The 15,574-nt window shown below is 73.3% G+C and carries 8 protein-coding genes; 6 read left to right on the forward strand and 2 right to left on the reverse strand.

Translation table 11 applies throughout. The features are described from left to right. Window positions 1-16: 16 nt before the first annotated feature. On the reverse strand, window positions 17-2,806 hold the full coding sequence (locus tag ABH940_RS05305) for a flippase-like domain-containing protein (RefSeq protein ID WP_370061091.1): 2,790 nt from the start codon (window positions 2,804-2,806) through the stop codon (window positions 17-19). Window positions 2,807-3,075: 269 nt separating this feature from the next. Here ABH940_RS05305 and ABH940_RS05310 point away from each other — a divergent pair, with 269 nt between their 5' ends. From ABH940_RS05310 to ABH940_RS05325, 4 genes are all read left to right on the forward strand, one after another. After that, window positions 3,076-3,414: an MGMT family protein gene (locus tag ABH940_RS05310; protein ID WP_370061089.1), complete on the forward strand. Its 339-nt coding sequence runs from the start codon at window positions 3,076-3,078 to the stop codon at window positions 3,412-3,414. 228 nt (window positions 3,415-3,642) lie between these two features. Next, complete coding sequence (locus ABH940_RS05315; RefSeq protein ID WP_370104473.1) at window positions 3,643-7,053, forward strand: ATP-dependent helicase; 3,411 nt, start codon at window positions 3,643-3,645, stop codon at window positions 7,051-7,053. Window positions 7,054-7,200: 147 nt separating this feature from the next. Beyond that, window positions 7,201-10,584: an ATP-dependent helicase gene (locus tag ABH940_RS05320; RefSeq protein WP_370104476.1), complete on the forward strand. Its 3,384-nt coding sequence runs from the start codon at window positions 7,201-7,203 to the stop codon at window positions 10,582-10,584. A gap of 163 nt (window positions 10,585-10,747) precedes the next feature. Further along, entirely contained in the window at window positions 10,748-11,935 is a 1,188-nt protein-coding gene (locus ABH940_RS05325) for a PP2C family protein-serine/threonine phosphatase (protein WP_370061083.1), read from the forward strand. Window positions 11,936-11,977: 42 nt separating this feature from the next. On the opposite strand, the gene ABH940_RS05330 is transcribed toward ABH940_RS05325, so the two are convergent. Beyond that, on the reverse strand, window positions 11,978-12,934 hold the full coding sequence (locus ABH940_RS05330) for an endonuclease/exonuclease/phosphatase family protein (RefSeq protein WP_370104479.1): 957 nt from the start codon (window positions 12,932-12,934) through the stop codon (window positions 11,978-11,980). Window positions 12,935-13,116: 182 nt separating this feature from the next. On the opposite strand from ABH940_RS05330, the gene ABH940_RS05335 reads away from it, so the two are divergent. After that, on the forward strand, window positions 13,117-14,541 hold the full coding sequence (locus ABH940_RS05335; protein ID WP_370104481.1) for a dipeptidase: 1,425 nt from the start codon (window positions 13,117-13,119) through the stop codon (window positions 14,539-14,541). 100 nt (window positions 14,542-14,641) lie between these two features. Further along, entirely contained in the window at window positions 14,642-15,550 is a 909-nt protein-coding gene (nudC, locus tag ABH940_RS05340; RefSeq protein ID WP_370104538.1) for an NAD(+) diphosphatase, read from the forward strand. The last annotated feature ends 24 nt before the right edge of the window (window positions 15,551-15,574 follow it).

Below are 15,574 nucleotides of genomic sequence, written 5' to 3' on the forward strand. Positions count from 1 at the left end.
GCAACGTCCCCTCTGCCTACAGGGCACCCTTGCGCTGCAGATAGCTGAAGCAGAGCCACCCCGGCAGGACGGGGAACCAGAACGTCAGGATGCGGAACATCAGCACCGCCGGTCCGGCGATCAGCGCCGGGACGCCCGCTGCGCTGGTGAGCAGCAGGATCAGGGCGGTGTCGATGGTTCCGATGCCGCCGGGCACCGGCACCGCCGAGCCCGCCGCGTTGCCCGCGAGGTAGACGACGGCGATGGCCGCGAAGCCCGCCGAGCCGCCGAACGCCATGACGCAGGCGTCCAGGCAGGCGATGAACGCGATCGACACCAGGATGATCCCGCCGAAGCCCGTCGCCAGCTTGGAGGGGGTGCGGAGCAGGTCGAGCATGCGCGGGATGACGCCGATGAAGAGCGTGCGCAGCTGCAGCACGACCCAGCGCCGCAGCCGCGGGATCGCGGCGACGATCAGCACCACCACGGCCGCGATCAGCAGCACGGTGATCACCGTGCGCGCCGACGGCACGTCTGAGCTGTTGGCCGTACCCGCGATGAAGCCGAAGCCCAGCAGCAACAGGATGTGCATGCCCAGGCCGACCAGCTGTGAGGCGCCGACGGAGGCCACGGCCTGGCCCGGGCGGACACCCTCCCGTTGCAGGAACCGGGCGTTGAGCGCCACGCCGCCGACCGCCGCCGGAGCCACCAGCTTCACGAAGGAGCCGGCCACCTGGGCGGCGAAGGTGCGCCCGAAGGGCAGCCGTTCGGGGACGAAGCCGGAGAGGCTCATCGTCGCGCCGACGTAGCTGGCCACCGAGGCGCCGACGGCCACCGCGATCCAGCCCCACTGCGCGTGGGCGACCTTGGCCAGCGGGTTGTTGGTCAGCTGGCCGACCAGCAGGTAGGCGGCGAACGCACCGGCGATCAGACTGATCAGCGTCTTCGGCCGCAGCCGTTCCAGCTTGGCCGGCTCGACCGGGGCCTGCGGCACCAGCTGGAGGATCTCCTCGCGGATCTGGGAGAGCAGGTCGGTCGGGTCCGGGTGGACCTCCAGCGCCTCCTCCAGCTTCGCACCGGAGGCGATGTGCGCGTCCCGGGCGGCCTGGACCTCCGCCTTGCGCTGGCGGTGGTAGGCGCCCAGGTCCTGCCGGGTCGACCGGCTCAGGCCGACCGGTTGGAGCATCGGCAGCGCAGCGGCGGTCCGGCTGGTGCCCAGCACCTCGGTCGCCGAGGTGACCGCGCGTTCGGCGCCGACCCGTAGCGCGAAGGTGGTCAGCAGCTGGGCGACGTCCATGCGCAGCGCCAGGTCACCGGCCGCGATGTCGCCACCGGCCAGGTTGACCAGGCAGGTGCTGCCGTCCTCGGTGACCAGCAGCGCCTTGGAGGTCAGCTGGCGGTGCGCGATCCGGCGGTCGTGGAGGGTGCGGACGGAGGTCCAGGTGTCGCGCAGGATCTTGTCGGTGATCCCGTCGTCCGGGATGTCCGCGAAGCCGCGGCCCTCGATCCGCTCGTAGACCAGGATCATCGCGTCCGGGCCCAGCTCCGAGGTCGCGATCAGGTGCGGCGAGTGGGCGCCTGCGGCGTTGGCCGCGTAGGCGATCAGCGCCTCCTGCTCCAGCGCCTGGCGCAGCGACTGCGGGCTGGACCGGGTGGCCACGGCGCGCAGCCGCAGTCGACGCCACATCCGGTAGAAGAAGCCGGAGGCCTGCTGCTCCCGGTCGATGACGTGGACGTCCAGCGGCGGGCCGACCTGCTGGACGACCAGGTAGCGCCGGGTGCCCTCGGGGCCGTCGGGGGAGCGGTGGGCGCTGATCGGGTCGAAGCCGACCTTGCGCAGACCTGCCAGCAGGTGCTCGCCGGTCGGCCGGACGTTGGGGCTGCCGACCGCGTAGAGGGTGCCGTAGGCGACGGTCAGGCCGAGCAGGATGGTGATCGCGATGGAGAGCGGGGTGGTGGACCCGCCGACCAGTTGGGAGACGCTGTCCAGCAGCACGACCGTCCACAGCGCGACCCGCCATCGTGGTCGGCTGGCCATGCCGACCGCGGTCATGTAGGCGATGACGGGCGTCAGATAGCCGTGGACGGCGTCGGTCTGGTTGTTGATGGTCAGCGCGTCGCGGATCTGCGAGGGCGCCGCATGCATCACCCAGACGTCCATGCCGAGCGAGAGCCCGTGGGCCAGTACGGCGGCGAGCACGCCGTCGGCGACGCGCAGGCCGTCCCGTTTGATCAGCCGTTCGACCGCGAAGGCGACGGGCACGACCAGGACGGCCGCAGTGGAGAAGAAGCTGGTCAGCGTGACCAGGACGCTGGGGAGCTTGGTCGCGCCCGAGGTGATGTCGCTGGTCAGACCGGTCGTGGTGGATTTGGCGACGCTGGTCAGCACCAGCACGGCGGCGATGCCCAGCAGGCCGAGCAGGAACCGGATCAGGTCCGAGGGACGGTGGGCGCGCGCCGAGAGCAGTGGCTCGTCGATGGCGACGCTGCCCTGCTCGGACCCGTGCGGGGCCTCGTGGCGGGCGCCGCGGTGCACGAGGTGGTGCCCGCCCTTCCCGCGCGCGCTCGGGGTGACCGCTGTCGCCGTGGCGGAACGCTTCACCAGGTCGACACCGGCCGACGTGGGAGCGGGCGTCGCGGGCGCGACAGGGGCGACCGGCTCGGAGGGCGGCTCCGTGGGCACCGGGTCGTCGGTGACCGGTTCCTGCAGCACGGAGGGTCGCGCGGGCGTGCTGGACTGACCCGGCTCGGTCGGCGGTGCCCCGAATCCGGGCGTGCCGCTGGTCGCGCCGGCGCCTTGATCCGCGCTCGCGCTCGATCCGGTCATCTCTACCTGTATGCCTTCTGTCCGTCCGCCCGCCATCGTCCCCTCAGGGTCCCCTCAGGTCATTCAAGGGTGGCATGGTCGGATCGAGCGCGCGGCGGTGAGGTGTCCCCGTGCCGACCCCAGCCGGATGCTACATTCCCCCGGCCGGGTGAGCGAGGACGTTCCCTTGTGCTGCCACTCGTCAGTGTCGCCGTTCGCACCGTGTTCCCACGCACCGTTCTCACGTTCCGCTCTCGTCGCTGTCAGGGGCATGCGCCAGAATGCCGGGTGTGAACGAAGAGGAGCCTGGGGCCGGGATTCCGCCGTATGCGGAGCGTGTGCTGGAGGCGGCGGAACTCATTCCGGCCGGACGGGTGATGACCTACGGCGACGTGGCCGAATTCGTCGGTGAGGGGGGCCCTCGTCAGGTGGGACGGGTCATGGCGCTCTACGGCGGAGCGGTCCCGTGGTGGCGGGTGATCCGTGCGGACGGGCGGCTGCTGCCGGGGCACGAGCTGCGCGCACTGGAGCAGTACAGAGTGGAGGGCACTCCGCTGCGTCACGCCGGCGCGGACCACATGCCGCGCGTCGATCTGCGGCAGGCCCGCTGGGACGGCCGTTCCCGCTGAGGTGAGCGGGGCACGGCGCCGCATCCGGAGCCGCATACCGCGCTGGGGTGGCACCGGTGGGGTTGCGTGGCGCCGGTGGGGCTGATCGATCCCGCGAAGCGGGGGACAAAGGTGGGGTTGTCGGGGCAGGATCGTAGGCTCGTCACCGGACGGAGTGCGTGAGGCGCGCGCCGTTCCGGTGTACGCCGTTTCGTCGCACCGCCCGCTGTTCTCCCCTGGATCACGCCCATGACCACCTCTGTCCCCGCAGGCGCGTACCGCCTGGTGCGCGAGCCCGTCGCGCCCGTGGTGCCGCCTGTCCTGGACCGCTACCAGCAGGCCGTGGTGGACCACCGGGGCGGTCCGCTGCTGGTGCTGGCCGGTCCGGGCACGGGCAAGACGACGACCCTGGTCGAGGCGGTAGCGACCCGGATCGCCGAGGGCGTCCCGGCCGAGGAGATCCTGGTCCTGACCTTCAGCCGCAAGGCCGCGGTCGAGCTGCGGGACCGGATCACCGCGCGGGTCGGCGGCGCGGTCGCCCCGCAGGCGACGACCTTCCACTCCTTCTGCTACGCCCTGCTCCGCGCGCACCAGGAGCCCGACCTCTATGCCGAGCCGCTGCGGCTGCTCTCCGGCCCGGAGCAGGACGTCATGGTGCGCGAGCTGCTGGCCGGCGGTGCGGAGGACGCCCGCAGCGGACGCGCGGGCGGTCCGGCCTGGCCTACCGAGCTGCGTGCGGCGCTGACCACGCGCGGCTTCGCCGACGAGGTCCGTGCGGTGCTGGCCCGTGCCCGCGAGCTGGGCCTGAACGACACGGCGCTGGAGCGCTTCGCGGCCCAGGTCGGTCGCCCGGACTGGCAGGCGGCGTCGTCGTTCCTCGGCGAGTACCTGGACGTCCTGGACGGCCAGGGCCTGCTCGACTACGCCGAGCTGGTCCACCGCGCCGTGCTGCTGGCCGAGGAACAGCAGGTGGGCGCGGAGCTGCGGCGCACCTTCCGGGTGGTCTTCGTCGACGAGTACCAGGACACCGACCCGTCGCAGGTGCGGTTGCTGCGGGCGCTCGCGGGGGACGGGCGGGAGCTGGTCGCGGTCGGCGACCCGGACCAGTCGATCTACGCCTTCCGCGGCGCGGACGTCAACGGCATCCTCGACTTCCCGCACGCGTTCCCGCAGGCCGACGGTTCGCCGGCGCCGGTCGAGGTGCTGCGCGTCTCGCGGCGCGCGGGCTCGCGACTGCTCGCGTCGAGCCGGGTGCTGGCGGAGCGGCTGCCGACGGGCCGACTGCCCGCCGCAGCGCTCGCGGAGCACCGTGGGCTGCTGCCCTCCCGCGAGGGCGGGACGGTCGAGATTCTCACCTTCCCCACTCCCGGCGCCGAACTGGACAACATCGCCGACCTGCTCCGCCGCGCGCATCTGGAGCAGGGCATGCCGTGGAGCGACATGGCGGTGCTGGTCCGCGCGGGCGCCCGCTCGCTCCCGTCGCTGCGCCGGGCCCTGACCTCGGCGGGCGTCCCGGTCGACATCGACGGCGACGACCTGCCACTGCACGCCGAGCCCGCCGTGGCCCCGCTGCTCGCCGCGCTGCGCGTCTGCGCGGTCGGCGCGGTCCGCGCCCGCCGACGCGCGGCCGGGCTGCCGCTGCCTGAGGACGTGCTTGCGGAAGCCCCCGAGGCTCCGGACGACGACCCGTCGGGCGAGGCTCCGGCGCGTCCGGTGCCGGTGGATGACGACCCCTTGACTCCGGAGGTCGCCCGGAACCTGCTCACCGGCCCGCTCGGCGGGCTGGACGGCGCCGACCTGCGGCGGCTGGGCCGACTCCTGCGCGAGGAGGAGCGCACCGAGCTCCGCGCGCTCCCGCCGGAGCGCCAACACGCCGTCCGCGGCGCGGAGCTGCTGATCCGCGAGGCGCTGGCCGAGCCCGAGCGTCTGGTGCTGCTCGCCGGTCAGCCCGCCCGCCGCGCGCGCGAGCTGGGTCTGCTGCTGCGCAAGGTGCGCGAGCTGCTCCTCAGCGGTGTGAGCGCCGAGGAAGCGCTCTGGGCGCTCTGGGAGGCGAGTTCCTCCTGGCGGGAACGCCTGGAACGTGGGGCGCTGCGCGGTGGCGCCGCCGGACGCAACGCCGACCGGGACCTGGACGCGCTCTGCGCACTGTTCGAGACGGCCGCACGCGCCGAGTCCCACGCCGAGGGCCCGCGCGGCGCGTTGAACTTCCTCGCCGAGCTGGAGCAGCAGGACATCGCCGCGGACACCCTCTCCGGCCGTCTGGTTCGCCCCGATGCCGTCCGGCTGATGACCGCGCACCGCTCCAAGGGCCTGGAGTGGCCGTTGGTCGTCGTCGCCGGAGTGCAGCAGGGCCTCTGGCCGGACCTGCGCCGTCGCGGCTCGCTGCTGGAGGCCGACCGGATCGGGCAGGACGGACTGGCCGAGCCGATGCCGTCCACGGCGCTTCTCGCCGAGGAGCGACGCCTCTTCTATGTCGCCGTCACCCGTGCCAAGGAGCGGCTGGTGGTCACGGCGGTGCAGGCCCCGGCCGAGGACGGGGACGAGCCGTCCCGCTTCCTGCGCGAGCTGTACCGGCAGCGTGCGGACGGCAGTCGCCACCCGGAGGTCCGGGTCGACGACATCGGTCACCGGCCGCGCCGTCCGCTGGCCGTCGCCGCGCTGGTCGCCGAGCTGCGGGCCACCACCGTCGACGCGGATGCCTCGCCGAGGCTGCGCGAGGCCGCGGCCGAGCGGCTGGCCAGGCTGGTCTCGCTGACCGACGACGACGGGTTTCCGCTGGTCCCGGCCGCCGACCCGCACCGTTGGTGGGGCATGGCCGACCCGACCGAGAACGAGGTGCCGGTCCGCGATCCCGAGCGTGCGGTGGAACTGTCCGGCAGCGCGCTGGAGTCCGTCGACGCGTGCGCGCTGCAGTGGTTCCTCGGCCGCGAGGTCCGGGCGCAGGAGGCGTCCAGCGGGGCGCAGGGCTTCGGCAACGTCGTCCACGTGCTCGCCGAGGAGGTCGGCGCCGGCCGGACCCCGGCCGACCTGGACGTGCTGATGGCCCGGCTGGACCGGGTCTGGGACGCGCTCGCCTTCGACGCGCCGTGGAAGTCCGAGCAGGAGAAGGGCGAGGCGCGCGCCGCGCTTGAACGGTTCCTGACCTGGCATGTCGCCGAGCGGGGCCGGGTCCCGGTGGCCACCGAGCAGCCCTTCGACGTCGAGCTCAAGGCAGGCCCGTACGCGGTCCGCATCCGCGGCACCATGGACCGGGTCGAGCAGGAGGCGTCGACCGGCGCGGCGTACGTGGTCGACTTCAAGACCGGCCGCAGGACGGTGACCGCGGCGCAGGGGGGGGCCCATCCGCAGCTGGGCGTCTATCAACTCGCGGTCCGGGAGGGCGCGGTGGACGACGTCTTCGACGGTGACCGACCGGGTCCCGGCGGCGCGGAGCTGGTCCAGCTGCGTCAGCAGGCGTCCCGTACCGCTCCGGACGCGCCCAAGGTGCAGAGCCAGGCCTCGCTCACCGAGGGCGGCGAGTGGATCGAGGGCCTGCTGGTCGAGGCGGCCGACCGGATCGTCAACGAGCGGTTCGTGCCGACGACCGGTGACCAGTGCGGCCACTGTTCCTTCCACGGCAGCTGCTCGGCCCGGCCGGAGGGCCGCCAGGTGGTGGAGTAGCCAGGCGATGGAGTAGCCGGGCGAGGAGCGACTGGCGTCCGGCCGGGGCCCACCCCGGCTACGAGCCCGGACGACGTGAGTGGGATGTGAGAGAGTTCCCTTCCGTTTCTTCGGGATCTGTCAGTCGTCCCCGCTAGCGTGGACCGCATGCCTGGACCCCTCTCCGGTCCCGAGGAGCTCAAGGAGCTGCTCGGGATCCCTTTCACCGCCGAGCAGCTGCGCGCGATCACCGCGCCGCTCGCCCCGGCGGTGATCGTCGCGGGCGCGGGGTCGGGCAAGACGACGGTGATGGCGGCGCGTGTCGTCTGGCTGGTCGGCACCGGGCAGGTCCGGCCGGACCAGGTGCTCGGGCTGACCTTCACCAACAAGGCCGCCGCCGAGCTGTCCGAGCGCGTCCGCAAGGCGCTGGCCCTGGCCGGGATCGGTGCCTCCGCCGAGCCGGCCGAGGCTCTGCACGGGCCGGGCGGACACCATGGCGACGATCCCGGCGAGCCCGAGATCTCCACCTACCACGCCTTCGCTGGGCGGCTGTTGACCGACCACGGCCTGCGCATCGGCCTGGAGCCGGACGTCCGGTTGCTCGCCGACGCGACCAGGTTCCAGCTCGCCGCGCGGGTGTTGCGGCAGGCGCCGGGCCCGTTCCCGGCGCTGACCGACGGCGTCTCCTCGTTGGTGGCCAAGCTGGTCAAGCTCGACGGTGAGCTCGCCGAGCACCTGGTCGAACCCGAGCGGCTGGTCGGGTTCGACACGGCGCTGCTCGACGAGCTCGCCTCGGTGAAGCTCAGCAACGAGGAGCTGCGCAAGGTCCCCGCCGCGGCCATGGCCCGGCGTGAGTTGACCGAGCTGGTCACCCGCTACCGCGCTCGCAAGCGCGAGGCCCGGCTGATGGACTTCGGCGACCAGATCGCCGCCTGTGCCCGGCTCGCGCAGACCCGGCCCGAGGTCGGCGCGCTGCTGCGCGAGCAGTACCGGGTCGTCCTTCTCGACGAGTACCAGGACACCTCCGTCGCCCAGCGGTTGCTGCTCTCCGGCCTCTTCGGTGACGGCACCGGACACCCCGTCACCGCGGTGGGCGACCCCTGTCAGGCCATCTACGGCTGGCGTGGCGCGTCCGTCGCCAACCTGGACGAGTTCCCGCGCCACTTCCGCCATGCCGACGACACCTCCGCCGCGCGCTACGCACTCAGCGAGAACCGTCGCTCGGGCGGGCGGCTGCTGGCCTTCGCCAACGAGCTGGCGTCGCCGTTGCGGGCCATGCACGAGGGCGTCGAGGCGCTGCGTCCCGCTCGCGGCGAGGAGCAGGCCGGGGGGCTGCGCGGCGCGTTGCTGGAGTCGCACGAGGCGGAGGTCGCCTGGGTCGCCGACTCCGTCGCGCACCTGGTCCGCACGGGCACGTCGCCCGGACGGATCGCCGTGCTCTGCCGCGGCGGGCGGGAGCTCTTCCCCGATGTGCACGCCGCGTTGGTGGCGCGCGACGTCCCGGTCGAGGTGGTGGGTCTGTCCGGGCTGCTCCACCTGCCGGAGGTCGCCGACCTGGTCGCCACCTGTGAGGTGCTTCAGGACCCGACGGCCAACGCGGCGCTGGTGCGGCTGCTGATCGGTCCGCGCTGGCGGATCGGTCCGCGTGACCTGGCCCTGCTCGGCCGCCGCGCCCGGGACTTGGTCCGCGTCGCGTCCGCAGCGCCGGGGGAGCGGGACAAGCTCAGCGAAGCCGTGGCCGAGGCGGACCCGACGGAGATCGTCTCCCTGGCCGATGGGCTCGAGTCCTTCCTCTACCCGGGCCAGGCCGGGGAGCCGGAGCTGCCCTTCTCGGAGCAGGCCGCGCTGCGCTTCGAGCGGTTCGCGGCGGAGATCCGCGAGCTGCGCCGGGTGCTGGCTGAGCCGCTGATGGACGTGCTGCACCGGGTGCTCGCGGTCACCGGCCTGGAGGTCGAACTCTCCGCTTCCCCGCACGCGCTGGCCGCCCGCCGCCGCGAGACGCTCTCGGCCTTCCTCGACATCGCCGCCGGCTTCGCCGACCTGGACGGCGACCCGTCGCTCGGCGCGTTCCTCGGCTTCCTGCGCACGGCCCAGGAGTACGACCGGGGCCTCGACAACACGCTTCCGGGCGGCGAGGACACCGTGAAGGTGCTCACCGCGCACAAGTCCAAGGGCCTGGAGTGGGACGTCGTCTTCGTCCCCGGCCTGGTCAAGGGTGCCTTCCCGAGCAACACCGGGCGGGAGAAGTGGACTTCGCGCCCCGAGGTGCTGCCGCACGCCCTGCGCGGCGACGCGGCCTCGCTGGCCGCCGACCCACAGTGGACGAGTAAGGGACTGACCGCCTTCGACACCGAGATGAAGCACCACTCCGCCACGGAGGAGCTGCGCCTCGGCTACGTCGCCTTCACCCGCCCGCGTGCGCAGCTCTACGCCTCCGGCCATTGGTGGGGCCCGACGCAGAAGCGCCCGCGCGGACCGTCCGCGTTCCTGACCGCGCTGCGCGAGTTCGGCGAGCAGCGTCCCGGGTCCGGTGTCGAGATCGAGGCCTGGGCCGAGGCACCGGCTCCCGGCGCGGCCAACCCCGCGCTGGACACGGACGTCGAGCACGCCTGGCCGCTGCCGCTGGACCTCCCGGCCCAGCGGGCGCGCCGCGCGGCGGGCGAACGGGTGCTGGCGGGGCCGCGCTGGGCCTGGTCCCCGAGCGGCGCCGTCGCGGGTGAACCCGCAACCGGGAACGGGCCCGCCGCCGGACCAGGCCTCTCACCTGGACCGGCGACCGGACCGTTGACCGGAGCGGCGGGCGAACTGCCGCCGGAGCCCCCGCTGGAGACACCGGAGGAGCGACGTCTGGTCGCCTCCTGGGACCGGGATCTGGAGCTGCTCGCCGGGGAGCTGCGCCGCTCCCGCAGCCGGGTGCGCGACGTGCCGCTGCCGCGCTCGCTCTCCGCCTCCCAACTGCTGCGCGTCGCCGCCGATCCGGCGGGTTTCGCCCGCGAGCTGGCCCGCCCGATGCCGCGTCCGCCGCAGCCCGCCGCGCGGCGCGGCACGCGGTTCCACGCCTGGGTGGAGTCCCGGCTCGCGGTCGAGCCGCTGCTGCTCCTTGGCGAGGACGAACTGCCGGGCGCGGACGACTCGGGGATCGCCGACGAACGCGATCTCGCCCAGCTCAAGGAGGCCTTCCTACGCAGCGAGTACGCCTCGCGCACCCCTGTCACGGTCGAGGCGCCGTTCCAGTTGATGCTGGCGGGGCGGGTGATCCGTGGACGTATCGACGCGGTCTACGCGACCGACGACGGTGGTTTCGAGGTCGTCGACTGGAAGACCAACCAGCGCGAGACGGCCGATCCGCTGCAGTTGGCGGTCTACCGGTTGGCCTGGGCCGAGCAGCAGGGCGTTCCTCTTGATCGCGTCGGCGCCGCATTTCTGTATGTTCGAAGCGGCACTGTGGTGCGTCCTGATTCGTTTCCGGACCGCAAGGGCTTGGCCGCCTTGATCGGCGCCGTCGCCCCGAGCGAGGACGGAGTCGCTGACGTGACCACCGGGGATTCGTGAAAGGACGGTGCGGTCTGTCCAATTCGCGCCTAATGTGGGGTCATTAACCAGTCAACTTCGATCCAACTTTGAACTAATTCGGCCGCGGGAGGGGGCACCCGTCCTCGGGCTGCCCGACTCGACACCCATCCTTCGTTGCACAGCGCCCGCAGGAGAGACGACGTTGACTGCCGCCGGAAGGTTCCGCCTCCACAGCCGCTGGGGTCGTGCGATTCTGCTGCTGCCGTTCGTCGGGGTGATCCTGGTCTTCATCCTCGACCGCGCCAGCAACAACCCCAACGTCACCTTCGAGCCCGCGCTGACCGCAGGCCCGGCGCTCGCGGCCGTGGTCAGCAACAGCATCTGGTTCCCGCTGGCCGTCGGCGCGGTCACGGTGGGCGAGGCCTTCGGCATCGCCGCCGAGGACCGGACGCTGTCGCAGTCGGTCCACACGGCGTCGGTGCTGGCGATCATCCTGATCAGCGCGATCGGCGCGACCAGCGTGCTGCTGCGGAACCGCCAGGAGCGGGCCCTCGCGGACGCCCGGCTGGTCTCCGAGGTCGCCCAGCGGATCCTGCTCCGCTCCATCCCCGAGCGGATCGGCCCGGTCCGGGCCGCCGTCCACTACGCCGCAGCCGCCGCCCACGCCCGGATCGGCGGGGATCTCTATGAAGTGGTGCAGACCCGCTACGGGGTGCGCGCGGTCATCGGCGACGTCCGCGGCAAGGGCCTGGCGGCGGTCGAGACGGCGGCGGCCATCCTGGGCGCGTTCCGCGAAGCCGCGCACCAGGAGCAGGCGTTGGACCGGGTCGCCTCCTGGCTCGCCGACAGCCTCGGCCGCGCGCTACACGAGAACGGTGACGAGCACGAGGGAAGCGAGGAGGAGTTCGTGACCCTGGTGCTGATCGGACTCCGCGCCGACTCGGTGGTGGAGATCGTCAACTGCGGTCACCCCGCGCCGCTGCTGCTCCGCAGAGGTGCCCCGGTGCGCTTCCTCGACCCGCCCGCCAACGTCCCGCCGCTGGGCGTCCTGGAACCCGAGGACGTCGCCCCGCCGATCCTGCAGCTCCCGTTGCAGGCCGAGGACCGGCTGCTGCTCTACACCGACGGGGTCATCGAGGCGCGCAACAGCTGGGGTGTCTTCTACCCGCTGGCGGAGCGGGTCCCGGACTGCGCCAGTTCGGACGTTCCGTCCGAGGTGCTGGACCGCATCCACGAGGACGTCCGCAGGCACGTCGGCCACCAACTCGGCGACGACGCGGCGATGCTGCTGCTCCAGTACGCGCCCGTGCCCACCGCGGGCGCCGCGGTGGCGGCCCGCTCGGTGGTCCACCCGCGTGTGGTCAACGACCGGGCGACGCCGCAGGGGTGAGGTCCGGGCCCGGAAAGTCCCGCCGGACAGGCCCTGACGCGGTTAGTGCCCCGCCCAGTCACCGCCGAGGCGGAGGTCCACCACCAGCGGCCGGTGGTCCGACACCCCCGTCGTCGGGGTCCGCACCGACGCCACCGCGCTGCGCGGCACGCCCACCGCGAGCACGTGGTCGAACTGCACCGCGGGTCGGTGCGCCGGATACGTGGGCGTCCGGGCTAGATCGCGCCAGCCCTGGAGCCTGCGGTGCGGGCTGGTCGTCGGGCGGTGGGTCCGCCGCCGCACCCGGAGCCGGCTGCGGTCGACCACCGACGCCCCGCCCAGCACGGTGCGCGGTACCGGCCCGATCAGGTTGAAGTCGCCGAGCAGGAGGTAGGGCGCGGGCAGGTCGGAGATCCAGCGCCGCATCCCGGCCAGCTGGCCCATGTTCCAGCCGGGCACGAAGGACAGGTGCGCCGCCAGCACGGTGATCGGCCCGTTCGGTCCGTCCAGCACCGCCGCCAGCGCGGCACGCGGCTCGTCCGGCACGGGAGTCAGCCCGCGTCGCCCGGCCACCCGCAGCGGCAGTCCGAAGGGCGCGGCCGGAAAACGCCGGGCACGCCAGTGCAGCACCGGCAGCCGGGTGACCAGCGCGGTGCCGTAGGCGGATTGGTCGGTGTCCCGGGCAGTGTCGTCGGGGCCGTAGACGCGCAGCGACGCCCCGCCCGGTGCGTGGACCCAGCCGGCCACCGGTGCGGGACGCCCCACCACCGCGGCGGCGAAGCGGAAGTCCTGCGCGGCCATCGCCTTCGCCGCGACCGCGGCCTGGTCCACCAGGCCCGAGCGGGGCTGGTACCGGTCGACCTCCTGCAGCGCGAGCACGTCCGCGTCGAGTCCGGCGACGGCCTCCGCCAGCGGGGCGCCGGGGTCGGCTCCGGAGACGAGGTCGGGGAGCGGCCTCCCGTCCGGGGTCATGGCTTGGCCGTGCAGCAGGTTGAAGGTCGCGACGCGCAGCTGGCTCACGGGTCGAACCTACGCCAGCGGGGCACCCCGCCGCGCTCACCTCGTCGAACCCGCCCGGACGCCCGCCAGGACGCCCGCCCAGGCGGACACCCGCCCCGACGCCCGTCCGGGCACACGGACGGGCAGGTCTCAGCCGTCGGGCGGTTCCCGGAGCGTGCAGGCTTCGAACTAGGGTGGGTGCCATGAGCACCACCGAAGCCCCGGACAGCGTCGTCCGTGCGTACATCGCCCAGCACAGTGCCGCCTTCCGCGACGATCTCGCGGACTGGCTGCGCATCCCCTCGGTCTCGGCCGACCCGGACCGCGAGGGCGAGGTCCGCCGGTCGGCGGACTGGCTCACGGCCAAGCTCAGGGAGACCGGCTTCCCGGTCGCCGAGGTATGGGAGACAGCCGATGGTGGCCTCCCCGCCGTCTTCGCGGAGTGGCCGTCGGGGGACGCCGCCGCGCCGACCGTGCTCGTCTACGGCCACCACGACGTCCAGCCCGCCGCGCGTGAGGACGGCTGGGACACCGACCCGTTCGAGCCGACCGTCGTCGACGGCCGGATGTACGCACGCGGCGCCGCCGACGACAAGGGCCAGGTCTTCTTCCACACCCTCGGTGTCCGGGCCCACCTGGCCGCGACCGGCCGGACCGCCCCCGCCGTCAACCTCAAGCTGCTGATCGAGGGCGAGGAGGAGTCGGGCTCGCCCAACTTCGGCGACCTGATCCGCCGTCACGCGGACCGGTTGGCTGCCGACGTCGTCATCATCTCGGACACCGGCATGTGGGCCGCGGACACCCCGAGCGTCTGCACCGGCATGCGCGGCCTCGCCGACGCGGAGATCAGCCTCTACGGCCCGGACACCGACATCCACTCCGGCTCTTTCGGTGGCGCCGTGCCCAACCCCGCCGACGAGGCGGCCCGCCTGGTCGCCGCACTGCACGACGCGGACCGCAGGGTCGACATCCCCGGTTTCTACGACGGCGTGATCGAGCTGACCGAGCGTGAGCGGGAGCTCTTCGCCGAGCTGCCCTTCGACGAGGACGTCTGGCTGGGCGTCGCCAAGTCCCGTGCCACCCAGGGGGAGGAGGGCTTCACCACGCTGGAGCGGATCTGGGCCCGCCCGACGGCCGAGGTCAACGGCATCTGGGGCGGCTACACCGGCCCCGGCGGCAAGACCATCGTCCCCGCCGAGGCGCACCTCAAGCTCTCCTTCCGGATGGTCGCCGGCCAGGACGCGGACAAGGTCCGTCAGGCGGTCACCGACTGGGTCGCCGGGCAGGTCACGCCGGGCATCCGGCACGAGATCGAGTTCCGCGGCAGCACCCGTCCCTGCCTGACGCCGCTCGACCACCCGGCGCTGCAGTCGCTTGCCCGTTCGATGGGTCGCGCGTTCGAGCAGGAGATCCGCTTCACCCGTGAGGGTGGATCCGGGCCTGCGGCCGATCTGCAGGACGTGCTCGGGGCGCCGGTGCTCTTCCTCGGCATCTCCATCCCGTCCGACGGATGGCACTCCATCAACGAGAAGGTCGAGCTGGCCCTGCTCGACAAGGGCGTGGAGGCCTCTGCCTATCTGTGGGCCGACCTCGCCGCGCACTGGACCACCAGCAACGCCGCCAACTGACCAGGGGGGACGAACCGTGACGGTTCAGCAGCAGAAGCAGCAGAAGCAGCAGAAGCAGGATCCGCAGCAGGAGCAGCAGCACCTCGACCGCCCGCTCGCGCTGTCGCGCGCCGGCGTGGACCGCGCAGCCGAGCACCGGCTGGACGAGCCGTGGCTCGCCGCCGCCTGGAGCCACCCCAGCACCCGGGTGCTGGCGATAAGCGAGGGCAAGGCCTTCGTCGCCGACACGGAGCAGGGCACCGAACTGGTACTGCTGTCGACCTTCGACGCACCCGACGAGGGCGAGCGCTACTTCCTCGGCTGCGGCGAGGACGGCGCGGCGTACTTCGCCGTCGCCTGCGCCCAGTTGCCCGGCCGCCTGGACGGCCCCGAGCGGCCGGCCGGCCTGCGCGAGGTCGGGGGCGTGCTCGGCGACCGCGACTCCGGCCTGCTGGTCCACGCGGTGGCGCTGGAGAACTGGCACCAGGCCAACCGCTTCTGCGCGCAGTGCGGGCACGCGACGGACGTCGCTGCGGCGGGCCACGTGCGGCGCTGCACGTCCTGCGCCCGTGAGCACTACCCGCGCACCGACCCCGCGGTGATCATGCTGGTCACCGACGACCAGGACCGCGCGCTGCTGGGCCGCCAGGCGCTCTGGCCGGAGGGTCGGTACTCGACCCTGGCCGGATTCGTGGAGCCGGGGGAGTCCCTGGAACAGGCGGTGGCCCGCGAGGTCTCCGAGGAGGCCGGCGTCCGCGTGGACCTCGACTCCGTGGAGTACGTGGCCTCGCAGCCCTGGCCCTTCCCCTCCAGCCTGATGCTGGGCTTCATGGCCCGCGCGGACATGCGCGACGGCGGCGCGGAGATCCGCGTCGACGGCGAGGAGTTGGACGAGGCCCGCTGGTTCACCCGCGAGGAGCTGCTGACCGGTATGCAGAACGGGACGACGCTCCCGCCCTCGGGCATCTCCATCGCCCGCCGCCTGGTCGAACTCTGGTACGGCGGCGCGCTCCCGGACGTCAGCTGGTAGGGCCTTCGGCAGACGGGAAGTTGC

Origin of the sequence: Streptacidiphilus sp. BW17 (assembly GCF_041262485.1) — a bacterium.
Taxonomy (GTDB): Bacteria; Actinomycetota; Actinomycetes; order Streptomycetales; family Streptomycetaceae; genus Streptacidiphilus.